Annotated in this window: 25 protein-coding genes and 1 other annotated feature; of the genes, 20 read left to right on the top strand and 5 right to left on the bottom strand. The window is 36.2% G+C overall.

Annotated features, from left to right (window positions below; genetic code table 11):
* Window positions 1–484 precede the first annotated feature (484 nt).
* The 3 genes from JFT95_RS18320 to sdaAA are packed head-to-tail and all read left to right on the top strand — an operon-like array spanning window position 485 to window position 2,224.
* Window positions 485–622 carry a hypothetical protein gene (locus JFT95_RS18320; protein ID WP_002066987.1) on the top strand — a complete coding sequence of 46 codons (138 nt, stop codon included), beginning with the start codon at window positions 485–487 and terminating at the stop codon, window positions 620–622.
* A 45-nt stretch (window positions 623–667) separates the two neighbouring features.
* Window positions 668–1,327 carry an L-serine ammonia-lyase, iron-sulfur-dependent subunit beta gene (gene sdaAB, locus JFT95_RS18315; protein WP_002088527.1) on the top strand — a complete coding sequence of 220 codons (660 nt, stop codon included), beginning with the start codon at window positions 668–670 and terminating at the stop codon, window positions 1,325–1,327.
* A gap of 18 nt (window positions 1,328–1,345) precedes the next feature.
* The gene (gene sdaAA / locus JFT95_RS18310; RefSeq protein WP_002033842.1) at window positions 1,346–2,224 is read left to right on the top strand and encodes an L-serine ammonia-lyase, iron-sulfur-dependent, subunit alpha; all 879 of its coding nucleotides are present in this window, start codon (window positions 1,346–1,348) and stop codon (window positions 2,222–2,224) included.
* Window positions 2,225–2,281: 57 nt separating this feature from the next.
* Here sdaAA and proI read toward each other — a convergent pair whose 3' ends face one another.
* Window positions 2,282–3,121, bottom strand: coding sequence for a pyrroline-5-carboxylate reductase ProI (gene proI, locus JFT95_RS18305; protein WP_002066991.1), 840 nt, complete (start codon window positions 3,119–3,121; stop codon window positions 2,282–2,284).
* A gap of 165 nt (window positions 3,122–3,286) precedes the next feature.
* Here proI and JFT95_RS18300 point away from each other — a divergent pair, with 165 nt between their 5' ends.
* On the top strand, window positions 3,287–4,240 hold the full coding sequence (locus tag JFT95_RS18300; protein ID WP_002014957.1) for an MBL fold metallo-hydrolase: 954 nt from the start codon (window positions 3,287–3,289) through the stop codon (window positions 4,238–4,240).
* A 9-nt stretch (window positions 4,241–4,249) separates the two neighbouring features.
* On the top strand, window positions 4,250–5,044 hold the full coding sequence (locus tag JFT95_RS18295; protein WP_201052941.1) for an SDR family oxidoreductase: 795 nt from the start codon (window positions 4,250–4,252) through the stop codon (window positions 5,042–5,044).
* Between the two features lie 29 nt (window positions 5,045–5,073).
* Here JFT95_RS18295 and JFT95_RS18290 read toward each other — a convergent pair whose 3' ends face one another.
* A complete protein-coding gene (locus JFT95_RS18290) occupies window positions 5,074–5,259 on the bottom strand; it encodes a YqzH family protein (protein WP_002014960.1) in 186 nt (61 codons plus the stop codon).
* 224 nt (window positions 5,260–5,483) lie between these two features.
* Between JFT95_RS18290 and argC the strand changes: the two genes are divergently transcribed.
* The 7 genes from argC (at window position 5,484) to JFT95_RS18255 (ending at window position 11,628) form a co-directional block, all read left to right on the top strand.
* Window positions 5,484–6,521 (top strand): N-acetyl-gamma-glutamyl-phosphate reductase, encoded by a 1,038-nt coding sequence (argC, locus tag JFT95_RS18285; RefSeq protein ID WP_002129012.1) that lies wholly within the window; start codon window positions 5,484–5,486, stop codon window positions 6,519–6,521.
* 10 nt (window positions 6,522–6,531) lie between these two features.
* A complete protein-coding gene (gene argJ / locus JFT95_RS18280; protein WP_201052940.1) occupies window positions 6,532–7,755 on the top strand; it encodes a bifunctional glutamate N-acetyltransferase/amino-acid acetyltransferase ArgJ in 1,224 nt (407 codons plus the stop codon).
* Window positions 7,756–7,766: 11 nt separating this feature from the next.
* On the top strand, window positions 7,767–8,534 hold the full coding sequence (argB, locus tag JFT95_RS18275) for an acetylglutamate kinase (protein ID WP_002033848.1): 768 nt from the start codon (window positions 7,767–7,769) through the stop codon (window positions 8,532–8,534).
* Window positions 8,531–9,691: an acetylornithine transaminase gene (locus tag JFT95_RS18270; RefSeq protein WP_201052939.1), complete on the top strand. Its 1,161-nt coding sequence runs from the start codon at window positions 8,531–8,533 to the stop codon at window positions 9,689–9,691. The genes argB and JFT95_RS18270 overlap by 4 nt, the downstream gene beginning before the upstream one ends.
* A 12-nt stretch (window positions 9,692–9,703) precedes the next feature.
* Window positions 9,704–10,654: an ornithine carbamoyltransferase gene (gene argF, locus JFT95_RS18265; RefSeq protein ID WP_002014968.1), complete on the top strand. Its 951-nt coding sequence runs from the start codon at window positions 9,704–9,706 to the stop codon at window positions 10,652–10,654.
* Between the two features lie 148 nt (window positions 10,655–10,802).
* Complete coding sequence (locus tag JFT95_RS18260; protein ID WP_002167705.1) at window positions 10,803–11,354, top strand: DUF2062 domain-containing protein; 552 nt, start codon at window positions 10,803–10,805, stop codon at window positions 11,352–11,354.
* Window positions 11,355–11,412: 58 nt separating this feature from the next.
* Entirely contained in the window at window positions 11,413–11,628 is a 216-nt protein-coding gene (locus JFT95_RS18255; protein ID WP_033731229.1) for a hypothetical protein, read from the top strand.
* 24 nt (window positions 11,629–11,652) lie between these two features.
* Here the strand turns inward: JFT95_RS18255 and JFT95_RS18250 are convergent, their stop codons facing one another.
* Window positions 11,653–12,099 (bottom strand): MarR family winged helix-turn-helix transcriptional regulator, encoded by a 447-nt coding sequence (locus tag JFT95_RS18250; protein ID WP_002129002.1) that lies wholly within the window; start codon window positions 12,097–12,099, stop codon window positions 11,653–11,655.
* 72 nt (window positions 12,100–12,171) lie between these two features.
* On the bottom strand, window positions 12,172–12,951 hold the full coding sequence (locus JFT95_RS18245) for a GDSL-type esterase/lipase family protein (RefSeq protein ID WP_002129000.1): 780 nt from the start codon (window positions 12,949–12,951) through the stop codon (window positions 12,172–12,174).
* A gap of 271 nt (window positions 12,952–13,222) precedes the next feature.
* On the opposite strand from JFT95_RS18245, the gene cpdB reads away from it, so the two are divergent.
* A complete protein-coding gene (gene cpdB / locus JFT95_RS18240; RefSeq protein ID WP_201052938.1) occupies window positions 13,223–15,592 on the top strand; it encodes a bifunctional 2',3'-cyclic-nucleotide 2'-phosphodiesterase/3'-nucleotidase in 2,370 nt (789 codons plus the stop codon).
* Between the two features lie 53 nt (window positions 15,593–15,645).
* Here the strand turns inward: cpdB and nhaC are convergent, their stop codons facing one another.
* Entirely contained in the window at window positions 15,646–17,019 is a 1,374-nt protein-coding gene (gene nhaC, locus JFT95_RS18235) for a Na+/H+ antiporter NhaC (RefSeq protein WP_078177762.1), read from the bottom strand.
* A gap of 277 nt (window positions 17,020–17,296) precedes the next feature.
* Window positions 17,297–17,516 (bottom strand) — a binding site (T-box leader).
* A gap of 108 nt (window positions 17,517–17,624) precedes the next feature.
* On the opposite strand from nhaC, the gene JFT95_RS18230 reads away from it, so the two are divergent.
* The 7 genes from JFT95_RS18230 (at window position 17,625) to bioB (ending at window position 23,918) form a co-directional block, all read left to right on the top strand.
* Window positions 17,625–18,014 (top strand): hypothetical protein, encoded by a 390-nt coding sequence (locus tag JFT95_RS18230; protein ID WP_201052936.1) that lies wholly within the window; start codon window positions 17,625–17,627, stop codon window positions 18,012–18,014.
* Window positions 18,015–18,091: 77 nt separating this feature from the next.
* Window positions 18,092–19,525 (top strand): adenosylmethionine--8-amino-7-oxononanoate transaminase, encoded by a 1,434-nt coding sequence (gene bioA, locus JFT95_RS18225; protein ID WP_078177764.1) that lies wholly within the window; start codon window positions 18,092–18,094, stop codon window positions 19,523–19,525.
* Window positions 19,525–20,253, top strand: coding sequence for a dethiobiotin synthase (gene bioD / locus JFT95_RS18220; RefSeq protein ID WP_078177765.1), 729 nt, complete (start codon window positions 19,525–19,527; stop codon window positions 20,251–20,253). The genes bioA and bioD overlap by 1 nt, the downstream gene beginning before the upstream one ends.
* On the top strand, window positions 20,219–21,406 hold the full coding sequence (bioF, locus tag JFT95_RS18215; RefSeq protein ID WP_078177766.1) for an 8-amino-7-oxononanoate synthase: 1,188 nt from the start codon (window positions 20,219–20,221) through the stop codon (window positions 21,404–21,406). Before bioD ends, bioF begins: the two co-directional genes overlap by 35 nt.
* Window positions 21,403–22,143: an alpha/beta fold hydrolase gene (locus JFT95_RS18210; protein ID WP_201052935.1), complete on the top strand. Its 741-nt coding sequence runs from the start codon at window positions 21,403–21,405 to the stop codon at window positions 22,141–22,143. Before bioF ends, JFT95_RS18210 begins: the two co-directional genes overlap by 4 nt.
* Entirely contained in the window at window positions 22,109–22,918 is an 810-nt protein-coding gene (bioC, locus tag JFT95_RS18205; RefSeq protein WP_002128987.1) for a malonyl-ACP O-methyltransferase BioC, read from the top strand. Before JFT95_RS18210 ends, bioC begins: the two co-directional genes overlap by 35 nt.
* Before the next feature lies 1 nt (window position 22,919).
* Window positions 22,920–23,918, top strand: a complete 999-nt coding sequence (gene bioB / locus JFT95_RS18200; protein ID WP_002014986.1) for a biotin synthase — start codon at window positions 22,920–22,922, stop codon at window positions 23,916–23,918.
* Window positions 23,919–23,992: the final 74 nt, after the last annotated feature.

The raw sequence follows: 23,992 nt of genomic DNA, 5'->3' as shown, positions 1-23,992 counted from the left end.
ATTTTATTTTTATATAGGATGACACAGAAAGTTTTAATGATGTGAAGATATAGGATAAAAATACATAATACCGATTATTTAGAAAAACTGTTATATAAGTCAGACGACATACGAGTGGTACAAGTAGCGAAAATGGATTTTTATTCAGAACTTTTAAAATTCATTAAAAGTAAGCGTTTTATTAAAAACAAGCTATAATGAGGGCAGATTATAATTTATTGTAGGCTACATGCGTTTTAGCCATTTGTCATAACAAGTGAAGTTGACTAAATCGTGAGAGAGCAACATGGAAATTATAATAGGAAGGATATTACTATTATTTGTACTAAGTCTTTTTTCCTTTTTAGCTTTAAAATATCAAAAGGTATGAAAGCAATGGGAGTTTCACTTGTTTATGCTATGCTTGTAAGGGGTTCTGTGTTAAACTTTGGATTGCTACCAGACTTTATTGTGGACTATCTTATATTATTTTTAAATGCAGGTAATGCTAAGTTTCTTATTTATTATTATAACTGGTATTATTTCAGGATATATTGCTTCACTGTTATTCAAAAACTATCCAATTCTTACAGCGGAACAAATTCGTGGTACGACTGGAACAGCAACCGATTCGGTAGCTTAATAGAATAGTAAATAATTTTTTCATAGAGGTTTAGGGGGAGTTATGATGAAGTATCGCTCAGTGTTTGATATTATTGGTCCGGTTATGATTGGTCCATCAAGTTCACATACAGCAGGTGCGGCAAGAATGGGGCAAGTTGCTCGTCAGCTGTTTCGTCATGAACCAGAGAGAGTTAGCATTTCATTATATGGTTCATTTGCAAAAACATACCGTGGTCACGGTACGGATGTAGCGCTAATCGGTGGAATACTAGGATTTGAAACAGATGATTTACGTATTCCAAGTGCGTTAGATATTGCAAAAGAACGCGGGATTGAAGTGGAATTCATTGAAGAAGATGCAAATGCTCCGCATCCAAATACAGCGAAAATTCGTCTGTATAAAGGTGAAGAGGAAATTGAAGTTGTTGCTTGCTCAATTGGTGGCGGTAAAATTGAAGTTGTAGAATTAAACGGATTCGATCTTCAATTAACAGGCACGAGTCCAGCACTACTTATTGTAAATAACGATCGCTTTGGTGCTATCGCAGCTGTAGCTTCAATCCTTGCTAAGCATGAGATTAACATAAGTACAATGAGTGTTTCTCGTAAAGAAAAAGGAAGAAGAGCGCTTATGGTCATTGAAACAGATGAATTATTAGCAGATGAAGTAATTGCGGAAATAAATGGGCAACAAAATATTTGTCAAGTAACTATTATGGATTAATTGCAGGGGGGACACACCATGTTTCGGAACGCAGCGGAACTAGTGGCGCAAGCTAAAGAGCAAAATGTAAAAATCGCAGAAATTATGATTCAATGTGAAATGCAAACAAGAAATATCTCACGTGAAGAAGTAATTGCTGGAATGGAAAAGAACTTAGTCGTGATGGAACAAGCAGTAGAACGCGGTATTCGTGGTGTAAAATCACCGACTGGTTTAACTGGCGGGGATGCTGTGAAAGTCCAAGCGTATATGCAGAGTGGAAAAGGTTTATCTGGAGATACGATTTTGGACGCAGTGAGTAAAGCTGTTGCGACAAATGAAGTAAATGCGGCGATGGGAATTATTTGTGCAACACCAACAGCAGGATCTGCTGGAACAGTGCCAGGTGTACTGTTTGCACTGCAAGAAAAATTACAGCCGACACGCGAAGAAATGATTGAATTTTTATTTACAGCAGGAGCTTTCGGTATGGTTGTTGCGAATAATGCTTGTATTTCTGGCGCGGCAGGAGGTTGCCAAGCTGAAGTAGGTTCAGCAAGTGGAATGGCAGCTGCAGCAGCAGTTGAGATGGCTGGTGGAACACAAGATCAAGCAGCTACAGCGATGGCGATTTCATTAAAGAATATGCTTGGTTTAGTATGTGATCCTGTTGCAGGGCTTGTAGAAGTACCTTGTGTAAAACGTAATGCAGCAGGAGCTGCGAATGCCATGATTTCAGCTGATTTATCATTAGCTGGTGTAACTAGTACAATTCCATGTGATGAAGTCATTGAGGCGATGTTTAGAATTGGACAAACGATGCCAGTAGCACTTCGTGAAACAGCAGAAGGTGGCCTTGCAGCAACACCGACAGGTCGTCGTTTGCAAGAAGAGATTTTTGGTAAGAGTAATAACTAAAACCATAGCATATGATTAAAGTAAAAACGGAGCTCAAATAAAGTTGAGCTCCGTTTTTTATTTTTCTTTTGCTATTTCTTCTAATGTTTTTCCAAGATCGTGTGATCGTTTCGTTGCTTGTGTAATACATGAGATTAATGCTTGTTGAAAATTATGCTCCTTTAATACTTCAATACCTGCTTCAGTTGTTCCGCCAGGAGAAGTAATTTCTTTTCGCAAAATAGAAGGGTGTTTTTCGCTTGCTTTTAGCATTTCAGCAGAACCAATCATCGTCTGAAGAATAAGAGATTTTGCAACATCTTCTTTTAAACCAATTTTTTTTGCTGCCTCTTCCAGTGCCTCTACCACGTAATAAATATAAGCTGGTCCACTTCCAGATAATGCAGTGATAGCATGCATATCTTCTTCTTCTACAACAGAGACGAGACCAATCGTTTCAAATAAAGATGTTGCAGTACGAATATGTTCCTCCGTTGTGTGTTCTGAAGGTGAGATAGCGGTAGCGGATTTTAAAATGGCTGCAGATGTATTTGGCATTGCACGAATAATCGGAACGTCTTTTTGAAGTAGGTTTCTAATTGAATGAGTAGAAACACCTGCTAATAACGAAATAATAAGCAAGTCATTATTTATGTATTCTTTAAGAGGAATAACCGCTTCTGCGACATCTTTTGGCTTCATAGCTAGAAAAAGAATATTTGCATCAGCAAGTAATTCCTTTTTATTATGTGTACCTTTGACACCGTATTTTTTATGTAACTCCTGTAATCTTGTCTCGTTAGAACGATTACTTACAGTGACGTGTTCTCCCTTAACAACATTTGCGTTTAATAAGCCACCAATAATCGCTTCGGCAATAGAGCCTGCACCGAGAAAGGAAATGTTTTGCATAGACATGATGTGCCTCCTTTAAATTTGGTTAGAAATACTTATAAATGTACATACATTCGTTTTTTTATGGAAAAGACCTCTTTTTATCTGAAAATAATGACAAATTTATAGGGAAGTTGTAAACTGAAGAGGTATTCATTTTTGAACCGGAAAAAGACAGGGGGGCTAAGCATGACGGCGATTCATCGAATGGAGATTCCTGTTCCATTTGCAGTTGAGACAGTGAATGTGTTTTTAGTTGAGGGAGAAACATTAACGTTAATTGATACAGGGACAAATACAGAAGAAGCAAAGAAAGCACTAGAAAGTCAATTAGGTGCATTAGGATATAAGATAGAAGATATTGAAACGGTAGTGATTACGCATCACCATGCGGATCATTGCGGACTTTTAAATACATTTTCTGAAAAAGTAAAGATTATCGGACATCCTTGGAATGAACCGTGGATTACACAGAATGCTGAATTTTTAAAGAGGTATCATGAATTTTTTAAAGAGACAGCCTTGCAGTTCGGCGTTCCAGCAGTATTTCTGAATGGTGAGGCGTTATTGACGACGAAGACACTTAAATATTCTTGTAATAGATCGTTAACACATACCGTGAGAGAGGGAGATCGTATAGATTCGTTACCTGGATTTACAGTGATTGAAACCCCGGGTCATGCTTCCACTCATATTTCATTATATAGAGAATCTGATGGAATATTAATTGGTGGGGATGCTCTCATTAGTCATATTTCTTCAAATCCAATATTAGAACCACCATATGAAGGGCAAACAGAAAGAGCGCATCCCTTATTGCAGTACAATCAAACGTTAAAACGTTTAAGTGAAATGAATATTTCACGGATTTTATCAGGGCATGGGGAAGATGTTCTGAATGTGAAACAACTTATTGAAACAAGATTACAAAAGCAAGAGACACGTGCTTTTAAAGTGCTTGAACTATTAAAGGAAAAGCCAATGACAGCATTTGAGGTGTGTGTAAAACTATTTCCGGTATTATATAAAGAGCAATTACCACTTACTATCTCAGAAACTGTTGGACAATTAGACTTTTTAGCATATAATCAACAGGTGATGATTGATGAATCTTCACAACAATTGATTTATTATGCAAAGTAGGTGACAGCAATGACGGGACGTTTACAAGAAAAAGTAATCGTCATTACAGGTGCTTCTAGTGGAATTGGAGAGCAAGTCGCAATGCAGGTTGCAGAGCAAGGGGCGACGCCGGTATTAATGGCTCGAACAGAAGAGAAGCTACAAGCATTAGCAGACAAAATTAAAGTAACTTATAATACGCCTTGCTATTACTATGTATTAGATGTAAGTGAAGAAACGAAAGTACAATCTGTTTTTTCAAAGGTATTACAAGAAGTAGGACGTATTGATATATTGGTAAATAATGCTGGGTTTGGTATTTTTAAAACGTTTGAAGATGCTTCAATGGATGAAGTAAAGGATATGTTTCAAGTAAATGTATTTGGATTAGTAGCTTGTACGAAAGCGGTATTACCTAATATGGTAAAAAGGAACGAAGGACAAATTATTAATATTGCTTCATTGGCTGGAAAAATTGCAACTCCGAAGTCGAGTGCTTATGCAGCAACAAAACACGCTGTATTAGGATTTACGAATAGTTTACGTATGGAGTTATCTAACACAAATGTGTATGTAACAGCAATTAACCCAGGACCGATAGAAACGAACTTTTTTGAAATAGCCGATCAATCAGGTGCATATGTGAAAAATATGGGACGTTACATGTTAAAACCAACATATGTAGCAGAACAAATCGTAAAGGCGATGCAAACGAAAAAACGTGAAGTAAACTTGCCGAAGTGGATGGGAATGGGGCCAAAGCTCTACGCATTATTCCCAGGTTTATTTGAACGCGTTGCAGGCAAATCATTAAGTAAAAAATAGGAGATTTCCATATGGAAATCTCCTATTTTTTATTTTCCAGTCACATAATCGTAAACGATATCCTCAACAGCCTCGTATACATCAATTTCAGTATTTGAATGAATTATCATTTGAATATGTTTAATTAGCATTTCCTGATCCTCTTTTGAAACAGGATTACATTGATATTGCCGAAAACTTTTTATAATCATTTTCTCAATTAATTTTTTATTCATGTTTTTCCCCGCCTGTATGTATACATGTATTGTTTTATTGTACTTGAAGTGAAATGAAAATACTGTTATGCAATATTTTTGCATAAAAATCCACTTGTGTATATTGCTTTTATAGCGAGAATAATATTTTGAAGTTTTTTAAAATTATAAATATTTAATTGACTTTATAATTATGCAATATTATAATCAAACTTAATTTAAAGAATAGATATGAGGAGGAGCTTATGAAAGTCGCAATTATTGGAGCAACTGGATATGGAGGTATTGAGTTAATTCGGTTATTAGAGCAACATCCATATTTTTCGATAGCATCTCTCCATTCTTTTTCACAAGTTGGTGAATTTATAACAAATGTATACCCGCATTTTCGAAATGTTCTTGTCCATACGTTACAAGAAATTGATGCGGAGAAAATAGAGAAGGAAGCTGAAATTGTATTTTTAGCAACTCCAGCGGGAGTATCGGCAGAGTTAACACCAAAATTATTGGCAGTAGGTTTAAAAGTAATTGACCTATCTGGAGACTTTCGTATGATAGATCCCTCGTCATATGAATTGTGGTATAAAAGGCCAGCTGCACAGGAAGAATTTCTTAGGAAAGCAGTATATGGATTAAGTGAATGGAAAAGGCCTGAGATCCAAAATGCAAATTTAATTGCAAACCCAGGATGTTTTGCTACAGCTGCATTATTAGCGGTAGCGCCGTTAGTACGTAGCGGCATAATTGAAGAAGCTTCGATTATTATTGATGCGAAATCAGGAGTATCTGGAGCGGGCAAAACGCCAACAACAATGACTCACTTTCCTGAGTTATACGATAACTTACACATTTATAAAGTTAATCAACATCAGCACGTTCCTGAGATTGAGCAAATGCTTGCAGAGTGGAATCATGAAACGAAGCCAATCACGTTTAGTACACATTTAATACCGATATCACGAGGGATTATGATTACACTTTATGCGAAAGTGAAAGAGGAAATGAAAATAGAGCAACTTCAAAAATTGTATGAAGAAACGTATGAATACTCAGCTTTCGTTCGAGTTCGCTCGCAAGGAGAATTTCCAAGTCCGAAAGAAGTAAGGGGCTCAAATTATTGTGATATTGGGATAGCTTACGATGAAAGAACAGAAAGAGTTACGGTCGTTTCTGTTATAGACAATATGATGAAAGGTGCGGCAGGGCAAGCAGTTCAAAATGCAAATTTATTAGCGGGGCTAGAAGAGACAACGGGTTTACAGCATATGCCGCTTTATCCATAAGGGGGAAATTATGATTAAAGCATCGTCTATTAAAAAATTAGCAAATGGTTCAATTGTTACACCAAAAGGCTTTTTGGCAATCGGTACTGCAAATGGTCTGAAAAAGGTGAAAAAGGATATGGGTGCAATCGTTTGTGAGGTGCCAGCATCATGTGCCGCTGTGTATACAACAAATCAAATACAAGCAGCGCCGTTGCAAGTAACGAAGGATAGCATAGCAGCAGAAGGGAAATTACAAGCAATTGTTGTAAATAGCGGCAATGCAAATGCTTGTACGGGGATGAAAGGATTGCAAGATGCTTATGAGATGCGAACATTAGGAGCGGGACACTTTGGAGTAAAAGAAAAGTACGTCGCAGTCGCTTCAACAGGTGTAATTGGAGTACCTTTACTGATGGATATCATTCGAAAGGGAATTGAATCTCTTGTGCCAACAAAGGAAGTAAGTGAAGCTTATTCTTTTTGTGAAGCAATTTTAACGACAGATCTTATAACGAAAGAAACTTGCTATGAGATGATAATTGATGGGGAAGCAGTGATCATTGCTGGGGTCGCAAAAGGTTCAGGGATGATCAAACCGAATATGGCAACGATGCTTAGTTTTATTACAACAGACGCCAATATAGAGCATGAAGTATTGCAAACAGCATTATCACAAATTACGAATCATACGTTTAATCAAATTACGGTGGACGGAGATACTTCTACAAATGATATGGTCATCGTTATGGCAAGTGGATTATCAGAAACGAAAACGATGAATATGGAACATGAAGACTGGGAAACTTTCGTAGTTGCTTTACAAAAGGTATGTGAAGATTTAGCGAAAAAAATTGCACAAGATGGTGAAGGTGCTACGAAGTTAATAGAAGTAAACGTGTTAGGGGCTAGAACAAATGAAGAAGCAAAGAAAATTGCAAAACAAATAGTCGGTTCCAGTCTTGTGAAAACAGCGATATATGGTGAGGACCCAAATTGGGGACGAATTATTAGTAGTATTGGACAGAGTGAAGTAATTATTAACCCAAATACAATTGATATCACTCTTCAATCTATCGCTGTATTAAAAAATAGTGAGCCTCAAATGTTTTCTGAAGAGGAAATGACAAAGAAATTACAAGAACATGAAATAAAAATTGATGTGTGTTTACATTTAGGAAATGAAACGGGATCAGCTTGGGGCTGCGACTTAAGTTATGAATATGTGAAAATAAATGCTTGTTATCGTACATAAGGAGAGAGAAGATGAGTGATTATATTGTAGTTAAATGTGGCGGTAGCATGTTGAATCGATTAAATAGTGTCTTTTTTGATTGTATAAAGAAATTGCAAAATAAGTATAAGGTTGTTATTGTCCATGGTGGTGGCCCAGAAATTGATGCCAAGTTAGAAGACTCTAATATCGAGATAGAAAAGAAAGATGGATTAAGAGTAACGCCGAAAGAGGTTATGGATGTTGTTCAAATGGTGCTATGCGGAACTACGAATAAAAAATTCGTAATGAATTTACAAAAACATGATTTACTTGCGGTGGGGCTTTCAGGATGTGACGGTAGTTTACTTCAAGTTCAACCTGTTGGCGAAGCGATAGGATATGTAGGAGAAGTAAGTTATGTAGAAACAGCCCTATTGAAAGGGTTGATAGATATGAATTATATTCCTGTCATTGCCCCGATTGGGATAAATGGTAATGAGGTTTATAACATAAATGCAGATACCGCTGCAGCCGGAATTGCAGCCGCACTATCCGCAAAAGAACTCATTTTTATAACGGACGTAGATGGAGTATTACACGAAGGAAGATTGGTAAAGAAAACGGATGAATATGAAATTCTTACTTTTATAGAACAAGGCGTCATTACAGGTGGAATGATTCCGAAAGTACAGGCGGCACTTACATCGTTAAAAATGGGAGTGAAAAAGGCTAGTATCGTAAATGGTACAAAGGATTTTACTGAGGTTACAGGAGAGTGTGTTGGAACTACGGTAACAAAAGGAGTGAGTATCGTATGACAAACCATCTTTTTCAAACATATGGAAGAAGAGAAATTGAATTTCTAAAGGGCAATGGGGCGAAAGTTATTGATAAAAGTGGTGAGCAATATTTAGATTTCACTTCTGGTATTGGAGTATGTAACTTAGGACATTGTCACCCTACGGTTGTAAAGGCAGTAGAAAAGCAACTTAGAAATATATGGCATATATCTAACTTATTTACGAACTCCTTACAAGAAGAGGTCGCATCATTATTAACAGAAGATACAGCATTAGATCATGTGTTTTTTTGTAATAGCGGGGCGGAGGCAAATGAAGCGGCTTTAAAACTAGCACGTAAGCATACTGGAAAATCTCTCGTAGTAACATGTGAGCAATCTTTCCACGGGAGAACATTTGGAACGATGAGTGCAACAGGGCAAGATAAAGTGAAAGAAGGATTCGGTCCATTACTTCCGTCTTTTTTACATATACCATTTAACGACATACGAGCATTAGAGGAAGTAATGAATGAAGAAGTTGCGGCGGTAATGGTAGAAGTTATTCAAGGAGAAGGAGGAGTAATATTAGCTGATCCATCCTTTTTGAAGGAAATTGAAAAACTATGTAATCAGTACAATGCTCTTTTTATTATAGATGAAGTACAAACTGGAATAGGCAGAACAGGAACACTATTCGCTTATGAGCAAATGGGAATAGTTCCTGATATCGTTACCATCGCAAAGGCGCTTGGGAATGGTATTCCAGTTGGAGCGATGATTGGCCGAAAAGAACTAGGTTCTTCTTTTACTGCCGGGTCACACGGTTCAACTTTCGGTGGGAATTATATTGCTATGACTGCAGCGAAAGAAGTATTGCAATTCATTAAGGAGCAATCGTTTTTTAAAGAGGTACAGGAAAAGGGCGAGTACGTATTAAAGAAATTGCAAGAAGAATTACGACACGTTGAATGTGTTCAAAATATTCGTGGTAAGGGACTTATGATTGGAATCGAATGCAAGCATGAGGTTGCAAATGTCATAGAACAACTAGAAAAAGCAGGACTTCTCGTATTACAAGCAGGGCCTAATGTTATAAGACTACTACCACCACTTATTGTAACGAATGAAGAGCTAGAACAGGCAATATGTATGATAAAAAGAGTGGTTTGTACAAAAAATGCATCAATAATATAAGGGGGAAATTTCATGTCAACTGTACAAGTACCGAAATTAAATACGAAAGATCTTTTAACGTTAGAAGAATTGACGCAAGAAGAAATCATTTCTTTAATTGAGTTCGCTATATATTTAAAAAAGAACAAGCAGGAGCCTTTATTACAAGGGAAAATATTAGGTCTCATTTTTGATAAACATTCAACCCGTACTCGCGTTTCTTTTGAAGCAGGAATGGTACAGCTCGGAGGACATGGAATGTTTTTAAGTGGAAAAGAGATGCAAATTGGCAGAGGAGAAACGGTGTCAGATACTGCGAAAGTACTATCTCATTATATTGATGGAATTATGATACGCACATTTTCGCATGCGGATGTAGAGGAGCTTGCAAAAGAGTCCAGTATCCCAGTTATTAACGGTTTAACTGATGATCATCATCCTTGCCAAGCATTGGCAGATTTAATGACGATATATGAAGAAGTTCATACGTTTAAAGGAGTTAAATTAGCTTATGTAGGTGATGGGAATAATGTATGTCATTCACTATTGCTAGCGAGTGCAAAAGTCGGAATGAATATGACTGTTGCAACTCCTGTAGGGTATGAGCCGAATGAAGAAATTGTTAAAAAAGCATTAGCGATTGCTGATGAAACAGGGGCTGAAATTGAAATTTTGCATAATCCTGAATTAGCGGTAAGTGGAGCAGATTTTATTTATACTGACGTTTGGATGAGTATGGGCCAAGAAGGAGAAGCAGAAAAATATACTTTATTCCAGCCTTTCCAAGTAAATAAAGAGCTTGTTATACATGCAAAGCAAACATATCGTTTCCTGCACTGCCTGCCCGCTCATCGTGAAGAAGAAGTAACTGGAGAGATTATAGATGGGCCACAGTCTATCGTTTTTGAGCAAGCTGGTAACAGGTTGCACGCGCAAAAAGCTTTATTAGTGAGTTTATTTAAAAATATAGAAGAGCCTTCCTAAAAGGGAGGTTTTTTTATATGGAAATGTCGGATGTATATTTAGTTAATTATCTCTATATCATTTATAATAAAAAGAGCAAACTAAATTTGTTTTTCATATCATGTAAGGACATACTAGATAAAAAAATATAGTTAAAGAGATGATGAATTTGAAAACAACTAAGAAAACATATTCGTTTTTTCAGCGGATGTGGAGAATATTAAAGTTTCAATATTTTAAGTTGCTTCGATCGCCAGAAGGAGCAAAGAAAGTGTCGCTAGGTTTTGCTATTGGATTTGGTTTAGAAATGTTGGTGATTTATACGGCATCGCTCGTATATTTAATATTTTATCCAATTGTAAGGTTAGCAAAGGGATCTTTTCCAGCCGCAGTCATTGGTAATATTATTGGGAAAATATCGTTTCTCCCAGTATTTTTATTTCCGTTTGCTTATGCGCTAGGAAAAATGATTTACCCATTTCATGTACAGAAAATACATCATGAACCATTTACGATATCAGATTTGTTTTCGAGCCATATTTTTACGATGTTAAAGAGCTTATTACAGAGTGAAGTATATGTATTAATTGGTATGACGATAATAGGAATTGTGTGTGGGGTAATTTCATATTTCGTTGTGCATTATTTATATGAAAAGAATCGTAAGTTACGTTTGAAGAAAAGAAAGAAACAAGTGAGAGAACCACTTGTTCAAATATAAAGAATGTCACATTCATTTTCTCCTTTGAATATGTTTAAGAAAAAGGGGGAGAGAATGAATGTATTATTATTACGTACCGCAAGTATACCCATATGTAAATTATTATCCGGTTTATGATATGAGTAGACAATACGAGTTATATCGACAACAACAATTACAGCAAATACCACAAATACCACAAATACCACAACAACAGCCTACGCAAGAACAAAAACCATATTTAACGACATGGCCGTATTCAAATGTATACTATGGTAATTATTACGAATCATAAAGCTGCTTCTATTTAGAAGCAGCTTTATGCGTTTGTTTTCAAAATTAAATTTTGAATGGTTTTAAGAGAATAAATGAGCTTTTCACGCTCTTCCTCAGATAATGTTTGAAAATTTTCTTTTAGTTTGCCTAAAATGAATTGCTGATACTGACTTACTAACACTTTCCCTTCAGTTGTTAGGGAAATTAAAATGACCCTTCGATCTTTTTCGCTATAATGACGCTCTATTAGCTCTTCTTGAATAAGTTTGTTTAATAGAGGGGTCATGTTAGGCCGTGAAATCGCTAGCCGCTTGCCAATTTCTGAAACTGCTAATGTACCATTTTCATGCAAAAGCAGTAACACTTGCGTATGCGATGGCGGCATATGTCTTTGAGAAGAAAACTCTCCAGGAAGCATAAATTTGCGATAAAAAAGAGGCACTAGCGAAAGAAGATGATCAACAATACGTTCCCACTCGCGTGATTCCATATAACGGCCCCCTTCCACTATCATTGTAACAAAAAAGACAAGGTATAAAAATAGAATTGTTTCATGGTAGCCTTAATATTTGTAGGATAACACTTGCTTTGTAAATGTATTGGCAATAATCGCATAACCGTTATCATTTGGGTGTACTTGGTCAAATAGTAACTCTTTTTTATCATTCGATATTAATTTGCGAATTGGTAAAACGATCGACGGTTGATGTGCTTTTGAAATAGAATAAATAGAATCATTCCAACCGTCTAAAAACATATCTGCATAACTTGCGATGGAGTCCTCTAGTTGTAAAGGGTTATAGAGTTCAGAGAGAATGAGTAAAGCATTCGGATTTTGATCTCGAACGGTCTTTACAATATTTTTTACATCCGTTTCAAAACGGGCTTTTTCTTTATTTAACATTTTAATACCATCTATAACACCTACATCACGATTTAAGCGGAATAAATTATTTCCTCCAATACTAATAGTAATGATATTTGCTTCCCTAATTTTTTGTTGAACATCTTCTGATTGAACTTTTTTTGCGAGACGATCTGTAGTAAGACCGTTTATCCCAAGGTTTTCTACTGTAATTGGTTTGTGAATTTGTGTTTCTATTTGTCTAGAAGCTAATTCGGCAAATCCCCCTTGTGTAGATCCATATCCTTTTGCAAGTGAATCACCTAATACGAGGTGATAAAAAGAGTCATTCGTTTGCTTATAAATCCAACTGGGAGCAGATGTTTTTTCTGCTTTTCCTTCAGTTTCTTTTTGTTCTATCTCATCGTTCTTTTCAAAATTAGAACAAGAAATGATTAGAAGGAGGAGACAAACAATTGTTAAGATGATTTTTTTCATAAATTCATCCTCCTTGTAATTGGTAATTGTATCATATTCAGCAGTATAAGCAATGTAAGGGCATATTATATATTTATGAAAAATTCACAATAACTTTACAGAAAATTTGTAGAAGTATGTCAAAAAATATTGACGGTATGAAAGAACTTTAGATATGATAATGTCAGATAAGGTGAAAATCATCGCTCTAATAGAAGAAAAAGGTATGTGATTAGGGACTGATAGAGATTCATTTCATTATTTTGGGGTAATTGTATAAGGGGGATCTTTTGTGAAAAAGTCAAAAAAAATGCTAGCTGGAGCAACACTTGCTATTGGCGTTATAGCACCGCAAGTGTTGCCGACAACAGCTCATGCAGAGGAAAAAGCTGGGGAGAGTACAGTTAACTTACGAATTTTAGAAACATCAGATATTCACGTTAACTTAATGAATTACGATTATTATCAAACGAAAACAGATAATAAAGTAGGTCTCGTGCAAACTGCAACACTTGTGAATAAAGCACGTGAAGAAGCGAAGAACTCTGTCTTATTTGATGATGGGGATGCATTACAAGGGACACCGCTTGGAGATTATGTAGCGAATAAAATAAATGATCCGAAGAAGCCTGTGGATCCTAGTTATACACATCCATTATATCGTGTAATGAATTTAATGAAGTATGACGTCATCTCTCTTGGGAATCATGAATTTAACTACGGTTTAGACTATTTAAACAAAGTAATTAGTAAAACAGAGTTCCCGGTTATTAACTCGAACGTCTATAAGGATGATAAAGATAATAATGAAGAGAACGACCAAAACTACTTTAAACCATATCATGTTTTTGAAAAAGAAGTAGAAGATGAATCAGGTCAAAAACAAAAAGTGAAAATTGGCGTAATGGGATTTGTTCCACCTCAAGTTATGAACTGGGATAAAGCGAATTTAGAAGGAAAAGTGAAAGCGAAAGATATTGTTGATACAGCGGAAAAGTTAGTTCCAGAAATGAAGGCGCAAGGTGCGGACGTTATTGTTGCATTAGCCCATTCAGGTGTCGATAAGAGCGGCCGTAGCCCCAAAATGGAAAATGCTTCATATTATTTAACAGAGGTTCCTGGTGTAGATGCAGTATTAATGGGACATTCACATACTGAAGTGAAGGATGTATTTAATGGTGTTCCTGTTGTAATGCCTGGTGTTTTTGGAAGTAACTTAGGTATTATTGATATGCAATTGAAAAAGGTAAACGGAAAATGGGAAGTACAAAAAGAGCAATCGAATCCGCAACTTCGTCCGATTGCTGATAGTAAAGGGAGCCCATTAGTACAATCTGATCAAAGATTAGTTAATGAAATTAAGGATGATCATCAAGCGACAATTGATTATGTGAATACAGCTGTAGGAAAAACGACAGCGCCAATTAATAGTTATTTCTCATTAGTACAAGATGATCCTTCTGTACAACTTGTGACAAATGCACAAAAATGGTATGTAGAAAAGCTATTCGCTGAAAACGGACAATATAGTAAATATAAAGGAATTCCAGTATTATCTGCAGGAGCACCATTTAAAGCGGGTGGCCGAAACGGTGCTACATATTATACGGATATTCCAGCAGGGACGTTAGCAATTAAAAACGTAGCGGATTTATATGTATATCCAAATACGTTATATGCTGTAAAAGTAAACGGGGCACAAGTAAAAGAATGGCTTGAAATGTCTGCTGGTCAGTTTAATAAAATTGATCCAGCGAAAACAGAAGAGCAGCCACTAGTAAATATAGGTTATCCTACATATAATTTTGATATTTTAGATGGTCTAAAATACGAAATTGACGTGACGCAACCAGCGAAATACGATAAAGATGGTAAAGTTGTAAATGGAAATACGAATCGTATTGTAAATATGACGTATGAAGGTAAGCCTGTAGCTGACAATCAAGAGTTCATCGTAGCTACAAATAACTATCGTGGAAGTAGCCAAACGTTCCCTGGTGTAAGTAAAGGGGAAGTTGTATACCAATCACAAGATGAAACACGTCAAATCATTGTGAAATATATGCAAGAAACACCAATTATTAATCCAGCAGCAGATCAAAACTGGACATTTAAGCCGATTGTTGCAGATAAATTAAATACAACATTTGATTCTTCACCAAATGCACAAAACCATATAAAGAAAGATGGAAAGATATCATATGTTGGACCATCTGAAAATGAATTTGCTAAATATGCAATTGATATAACGAAGAAGAATGATGATAAGGAAACTGGTGGAGAGAATCCAACGATACCGCCAACAGGTGAAGGCAATAACGGAGAGAATCCAACGACACCACCAACAGGTGAAGGCAATAACGGAGAGAATCCAACAACACCGCCAACAGGTGAAGGCAATAACGGAGAAAATCCAACGACACCACCAACAGGTGAAGGCAATAATGGAAATGAACCAAAACAAGATGGAAATAATACAGGATCTGGACAAACTACAACGGATAATCAAAACTCAAAAGAAACAACAACTGTAAGTGAAAATAAAGAAGAACGTGATTTACCGAAAACAGGTACAAGTGTTGCTTCTACAATTGGAGCAGGTTTGGCGTTTGTTGGAGCGGGATTACTTCTGTTATTTAGAAGAAAGAAAGCGAATAGATAGTACAGTATTGTAAAAAGGATTACCGTAATCGGTAATCCTTTTTTTCGTATATATTATGAAACTGGTACTGTTTTTTCTTTCTTCCATGAAAGACCAAATCCAGTGAAACCAACAATAATTGTTAAGACCGGGCAAGCTAAACAGAAGATTGCGAATGGAACGTAATCAAATGTCGGAACGCCAAGGACGTTTGTTAAGAATACGCCACTTACACCCCATGGTACGAGCGGGTTAATAACTGTACCTGCATCTTCTAATACGCGTGATAAATTACGACGTTCTAAACCGACTTCATCGTATTTGTTAGCGAATGCTTGTCCTGTTAAAACGATTGATAAGTATTGTTCGCCAAGTAAGAAGTTTACACCAATTGCAGTTGAAGCAGTAGAAATAATTAAGCGTGTGCTATTTTTTACAAAGCTAGAGATAATATTCATCAGCTGCGCTATAATACCCATTCCTTGTAATAATCCTCCCATACAAAGAGCTAGGAAAATAAGAGCAATCGACATCATCATACTTTGTAGACCACCGCGAGATAGTAAGCTATCAATGTCTTTAATACCAGTTTTAGAAACGTAGCCGTCTTGCATAATTTTCATTAAATCAGCTAAAGAAGTGCTAGGTTTAAAAATAAAGAGAATAATAATTCCTACAACAATTCCTGCAAGCAATGTTGGAACTGCTGGAACCTTTTTAAATGCGAATAGGAACAGTAATAAAATTGGAATAAGTGTAACGATAGAAATCGTTGTGTTTTTTTCTAACGTGCTAATAAAGTTTGTGAAGTCAACGTCTCCACTAATACCGCTTCCTAAAATGAAAAATGCGATAAAAGCAATAATGAAAGCAGGAACTGTTGTCCAAAGCATGTTGCGAATATGCTCAAATAAATCTACACCCGTTACAGCAGGAGCTAAGTTTGTTGTATCAGATAAAGGAGACATTTTATCTCCAAAGAATGCGCCAGAAATAATTGCACCAGCGATTAGAGCTGGATCGTATCCGAGAGCACTACCCATACCCATAAAGGCAAGTCCTACAGTTGCGGCAGTTGTAAAGGCACTACCGATACTTGTTCCAACAATTGCACAAACTACAAAAACAGTTGGAACGAAAATTTTAGGAGATACAATCTGGAAGCCGTATACCATTAAAGTTGGAATTGTTCCAGCAGCGATCCAAACACTAATTAATACGCCTACAAGTAAGAAAATAAAAATAGATGGAATACCAGCTGAAATACTACTGATCATCCCTTTTTCCATAGTAGACCAAGAGATTTTTTTCATAAATCCAAATGCTAATAAAAGAACGATACCAAATAAAATTGGGATGTGTGGTGAAACTTCTAATTGGATAACACTAAAGCCAATACAGAAAAAGATAAATAATGTTAAAAGAACAGATTCAATTTTTGAAACCATTGTTTTTCCCTCCTAAGTAATCTAAAATAGCTCTTTTTTATATAAAATTCGCCAATATTGTATATTTCCTTCTAAAATTTAGAATTTTATGACAAATTACCGGTAATTGTCAACATCTCAATATGATACGGAAATGATTGGATAAAAAAACGCCCCTGCATATAATTATGCAGGGACGAAGAAATCGCGGTACCACCCTAGCTTGTGAAAGGAATGTATCACAAAATAAAGGGTCATATGATATGCGCTCATAAAATAAAAACGCCCCTGCAATATATGCAGGGACGAAAAATTCGCGGTACCACCCTAAATTGTGAAACAGTTTCATTTCACCACTCTTTAGACATAACGGTCTAAACCGTCTTTCACTACTCCTCACGTTTCGTAAAAGAAGCTCCAGGGGGTAATTCATAAATCGCTCTGTACTGGTTCGCACCGACCACCAGCTCTCTGAAATCAGAAAACGAAATACTACTAAATCCTATCAACGCCGATTCATATGATGTTAGTTAAATTTTTATCATATATTCATCATACATGTCAATAAAAACATTCGATATTTTTTTAGGGAAATAAAGGAGAAATGTTTTTCATACTGTAAAAATGTGCGTTATAATGAATTTGAAAGGGGAGGAAAGAGTGAAGAAAAAATAATTCTTTTTACCACCTTACTAGTCGTTGGCGGAAGTGCTGGAATTTACACAGCTTTTGCAGCTGAATCAGAGCAGTCGAAACAAAAGCAAATACAGCAGTCAGAAGTGAAGAAAGTGAAAGAAACTGAAGAGAAGAAATCGATGGAAAAAGCAGCTACTAAACTAGGAGTTTCTACTGAGGGGAAAACAAAAGAAGAGGTTACAAAAGAAGTAGATACCGCTAGATTTGAGCAGCGCCATGATTTGTTAATTGAGCATGCTAAGCAACTTGGAATTGATACAGAAGGAAAAAAAGATGAAGAGATTATTTTAGAAATTGGAAAGATACAACATGGAAAGTAGAACAACTTATCGTATGATAAGTTGTTCTTTTTTGAGAACTATTTTATTTAAAAATAATTGACAGTCATTTGTTTTTAATGTTAACTATATTTATAAATGAGTTAACATTAGGGGTGACAATTGTGGCTATTAATAGTAACACGAGTGAAAAATCGTCTTATACATATGAAGAATTATCGAAGAAGAATAAAGATTACGTATGGCACCCATTTACACAAATGAAAGATTATTTAGAAGAAGATCCTGTCATTATTGAACGTGGAGAGGGAAGAAAGCTATACGATGTAAATGGAAATGAATATTGGGACGGTGTTTCATCTATTTGGTTAAATGTTCATGGGCATCAAGTACCAGAACTAGATGAGGCAATTCGCGAGCAATTAAATAAAATTGCTCATTCTACTATGCTAGGACTTGCTAACGTTCCATCTATTTTATTAGCAGAAAAAATAATTGAAGTTGTACCAGAAGGTTTGAAGAAAGTATTCTATTCAGACTCTGGTTCTAGCGCCGTTGAAATTGCAATTAAGATGGCCTTTCAATATTGGCAGCATAAAGGGAAACCGAAAAAACAAAGATTTGTTACATTAAAAGAAGCATATCACGGTGATACGATAGGTGCTGTTTCAGTAGGAGCAATAGACTTGTTTCACCAAGTGTATAGTTCACTATTATTTGAGGCAATTAAAATGCCGTATCCATATACATATCGTTCTCCTTATGGAGATAATAAGGAACAAATTGTAAAGAAACATTTAGAAGAAATGGAAGAAATGCTACAAGAAAAACATGAAGAAGTAGCAGCTATTATTGTGGAGCCATTAATGCAAGGTGCTGGTGGGATGATTACAATGCCAAAAGGATACTTAAAAGGGCTTCGCGATTTATGTACAAAATACAATGTATTATTTATTACAGATGAGGTAGCGACTGGATTTGGGCGTACCGGGAAAATGTTTGCATGTGAACACGAGGATGTAACGCCAGACATTTTAACAGCCGGAAAAGGTTTAACAGGTGGTTATTTACCAGTGGCAATTACGGTAACGACAGATGAAATTTATAATGCCTTTTTAGGAGGCTATGAAGAACAAAAAACGTTTTTCCATGGTCATAGTTATACAGGGAATCCGTTAGGGTGTGCCGTAGCAATTGCAAATTTAGAACTATATGAAAAAACTAATTTAATAGAAGATGTTGCGTATAAAGCAGAATATGTAGCGGCACAATTAGAAGCTCTTAATGAATATAAGCACGTAGGAGATATTCGTCAGTGTGGGCTAATGGTTGGTATTGAACTTGTGAAGAATAAGGAAATGAAAGAATCGTTTGAATGGACAGAAAGAGTCGGCGTTCAAGTATGTAAACGTTCAAGAGAGCTGGGCATGATTTTGCGACCACTCGGTAATACGATTGTATTTATGCCTCCTCTTGCATCTACGGTGGCTGAGATTGATGAGATGTTACGCATTTTATATAAAGCAATCTCGGATGTTACGGAGGGAGAGTAATGGGTGGTTTCTTTATAACAGCAACGGATACAGAAGTTGGAAAAACGGTAGTGACAGGAGCATTGGCAGGTATATTTCGAGAGCGTGGACATAATGTTGGTGTATATAAACCGTTGCAAAGTGGACATGTTGCATCAAATCCTGAGGGTGATGCAGCAAGGTTAAAAGCATTATCGGGTGTACCGACAGAAGAAGATGAAATTTGTCCTTATTCCATTGAAGAACCACTTGCTCCGAGACTTGCCATGAAAAGAGCTGGAAGGACAGTAACGTTAAAAGAAATTACTGCTCACTATAATGAACTACTAAAAAAGTTTAATAGTCTATTTGTAGAAGGGGCTGGTGGGCTTGCAGTTCCATATACAGAAGATGCTTTAGTGATTGATTTTGCAAAAGAATTACAGCTTCCTCTTATTGTAGTAGCGCGTCCTACGCTTGGGACAGTTAATCATACTATTTTAACAATTTCTTATGCAAAAGCACATGGATTAAAAGTAGCAGGTGTAATTTTATCTGGATGTAAAGGATATGAAAAAGAAAGAGTGCAAGAAAATAAAATAATGATTGAGGAGTTAAGTGGCGTGCCGGTTTTAGGGTTATTACCATTCCTTGAAGGAGAGTTTACAAAGGAAGAATTATTAGGGGCGGCAAAAGAGCATATTATGATTTCAAAATTAGAGGAGCTCATCCAAAATGAATCAAATGTGGCGCACGCATCTTCAATCTAAAGTAGAACAATTAAAGGAGCAAGGGCAGTATCGTAATTTACATGTAACAGAGAAAGCGGAAGAGACATGGCTTATTCGAAATAAGAAAAAGATGCTAAATTTAGCATCGAATAATTATTTAGGATTAGCTGGAGATGAAAGGTTGAAAGAAGCTGCTATTGCCTGCACGAGAAAATATGGAACTGGAGCGACAGCATCTCGTCTCGTTGTAGGAAATTATCCATTGTATGAAGAGGTTGAGAAAATTATATGCAACTGGAAAGGTACTGAAAGAGCATTAATTGTAAATAGTGGGTATACAGCAAATGTAGGTGCTATATCTGCTTTAGCCTGTCGTCACGATATGGTTTTTAGTGATAAATTAAATCACGCAAGTATTGTTGATGGAATTATATTAAGCGGAGCAGAGCATAAAAGATATCGTCATAATGATTTGGATCATTTAGAAAAGATGTTGCAAATAGCGTCACCAGAAAAGAGAAAATTAATCGTAACAGATACGATTTTTAGTATGGATGGAGATATTGCATATTTGAGAGGCTTAGTTCAGCTGAAAGAGAAATACGGGGCAATCATTATAGTTGATGAAGCACATGCAAGTGGAATATATGGAATCAGTGGAGCCGGATTATCTCATGTAGAAAAAGATATTGCTCAAAAAATTGATATACATATGGGGACGTTTAGTAAGGCTTTAGGGTGTTATGGTGCGTATTTAACGGGTGATTCCATTTATATAGAGTATTTACAAAATATGATGAGAAGCTTGATTTTTACTACAGCTTTACCACCAGGAACATTAGGGGCGATCCGAAAAGCAATTGAAATTGTGAAAGAAGATAACGAAAGAAGAGAGCGACTTATAGAGAATGGTGCATATTTCAGGACGCATTTACAAGAAGCTGGTTTTGATATTGGGAATAGCTCAACTCATATTGTACCGATTGTAGTTGGGTCAAATGAAAATACTTTACGGTTTAGTGAAAGGTTACAAGAGGTAGGTATCGCAGCCATTGCAATTCGTCCGCCGACTGTTCCGGTTGGTAGTTCTCGAGTCCGTTTTGCAGTTACGTCACAGCATACAATAGCCGATTTAAAATGGGCTATTCAGCATATTATACGCATTGGTAAAGAAGAGGGGTTTTTAGTATGAAAGAGCTAAAGCTTATTTTTATTCCAGGATGGGGAATGGAAGAAGATGTTTGGACTTTGGTTCTGCCGTATTTTAAAGGATATTCTGTTCAATGTATAGATTGGCTTAACGTGAAAGAACAAAGTGAATTTGCGGGGCGAATAATAGATGTAGCGCAGGATGAAAATGTAATTTTAGTTGGATGGTCACTAGGAGCGTTAGCGGCAGTACAAGCTTATAAAAAGATTAAGGCCCAAGGTATGGTACTAATTGGTGGTACCGCTAAATTTACCAATACAAGTGACTATACAAGTGGATGGAATTCCTTGCATATAGAACGTATGAAAAAGAATTTAACGAGAAAAAAAGAAGATACTTTGAAGCGTTTCTATGAAAATATGTTTACAAAAAGTGAGCTGAGGGAGAATACGAGTTTTGAAGAGATTGCGCAGAAGTTTAAAGGAGACTCGATTCAGTCTTTACAATTAGGCTTAGATTATTTAATAGAAACAGATATGAGAAATGAAGTAATAGATATGAAAGCCCCGCTGTTACTCCTTCATGGAGAGCAGGATGTAATATGTCCATTGTCTGCAGCCCATAGTATGGCGAATAATACGAATGCCAATCTAAAAGTAGTAAGTGGTGCTGGGCATGCATTATGTGTAACGAATTTTAAATATTGCGCAAATGAAATTATTCAATTTGTAGAGGGGATACGACATGATCAACAAAACGTTACTGCAAAAACGGTTTAACGGGGCGGCTATATCCTACGATCAATATGCAAATGTGCAAAAAAAGATGGCGCATTCGTTACTTTCTACATTGAAGGAACGATATAGTGAAACATCATCGATACGTATTTTAGAACTTGGATGCGGGACAGGATATGTAACAGAGCAATTATCAAATTTATTTCCGAAAGCTCATATTACAGCTGTGGATTTTGCTGATGAGATGATTGCAGTCGCGAAAACTAGAAAAAGTTTGGAAAATGTGATGTTTCGATGTGAAGATATTGAACAATTAAAATTAGAAAATCCATATGATGTCATCATTTCAAATGCTACATTTCAATGGCTTAATGATTTAAAAGAGACAGTGAAAAATTTATTTAACTATTTGTCTGAAGAAGGAATATTATTATTTTCCACGTTTGGTAATACGACTTTTCAAGAATTGCATACGTCTTTTCAGCGTGCTAAGAAAGAAAAGGGGATACACAATTGTACTTCAATAGGACAACGATTCGTTTCGAAAGAACAGTTAGTGAATATATGCAAAAATCCATTAGGAAATGTACATGTTTCTGAAACGTGTTACATAGAAAGCTTTACAGAAGTTAGGGAGTTTCTACATTCTATTCGAAAAGTAGGGGCAACCAATAGTAATGAAGAGTCTTACTGTCAAAGCCCTTCACTCTTTCGTACGATGCTTCGTATATACGAAAGAGACTTCACGGGAAAAGAAGGGATAATGGCAACATATCATGCTTTATTTACGTATATAACAAAAGAGGGGAAGAGATGAAATGAAACAAGTACAAACAAAAAGGGATTGGAAAAAACTTGCATACGACGTAGTAGAAGAGAAAATGATTACGAAAGAAGATGCAATTGCAATATTAGAAGCTGATGATACAGAGGTTTTAGAAATTATGAATGCAGCTTACATCATTCGCCATCATCATTTTGGTAAGAAAGTAAAGTTGAACATGATTATAAATACGAAATCTGGATTATGTCCTGAAGATTGCGGGTATTGTTCACAGTCTATTATTTCAGAAGCACCGATTGATAAGTATGCATGGTTAACACAAGAGAAAATTGTTGAAGGAGCGCACGAAGCAATTCGTCGTAAAGCAGGTACATATTGTATTGTTGCATCTGGTCGTCGTCCGACGAATAAAGAAGTAAATCACGTTATTGGAGCAGTTAAGGAAATTCGTGAAACGACAGATTTAAAAATTTGCTGTTGTTTAGGATTTTTAAATGAAGATCAAGCAGGTCAGTTAGCAGAAGCTGGTGTGCATCGTTATAATCACAATTTAAATACGCATGCCAACAATTATGATAGCATTTGTTCAACGCATACGTATGACGATCGTGTTGATACAGTCCAAAAAGCGAAGCAAGCCGGTATTTCTCCATGCTCTGGAGCAATTTTCGGAATGGGAGAAACGATTGAACAGCGCGCTGAAATTGCATTTGAATTACAACGTTTAGATGCGGATTCTATTCCATGTAATTTCCTTGTTGCTGTAAAGGGTACTCCGCTTGAAGGACAAAAAGAATTAACACCTGTAGAATGTTTAAAAGTGCTGGCGATGATGCGTTTTGTAAATCCAACAAAAGAAATTCGTATTTCAGGTGGTCGAGAACTTAATTTACGTTCTGTACAGCCACTTGGTTTATTTGCAGCAAACTCTATCTTTGTCGGGGACTATTTAACAACAGCTGGACAAGAGCCGACTGCGGACTGGGGTATGATTGAAGATTTAGGGTTTGAGATTGAAGAATGTGCGCTATAAGATAGATGAAAAGCAAACTCTTTAAAGGGTTTGCTTTTTTTTGTAAATAAAATGTAATAAAAGTCCATTAACGC

The organism is Bacillus sp. TH17, from assembly GCF_016651125.1.
In the GTDB taxonomy this organism is placed as follows: domain Bacteria; phylum Bacillota; class Bacilli; order Bacillales; family Bacillaceae_G; genus Bacillus_A; species Bacillus_A mycoides.
The sequence above is the reverse complement of the archived record's forward strand: the minus strand, read 5'-3'. Positions and strand labels throughout refer to the sequence as shown.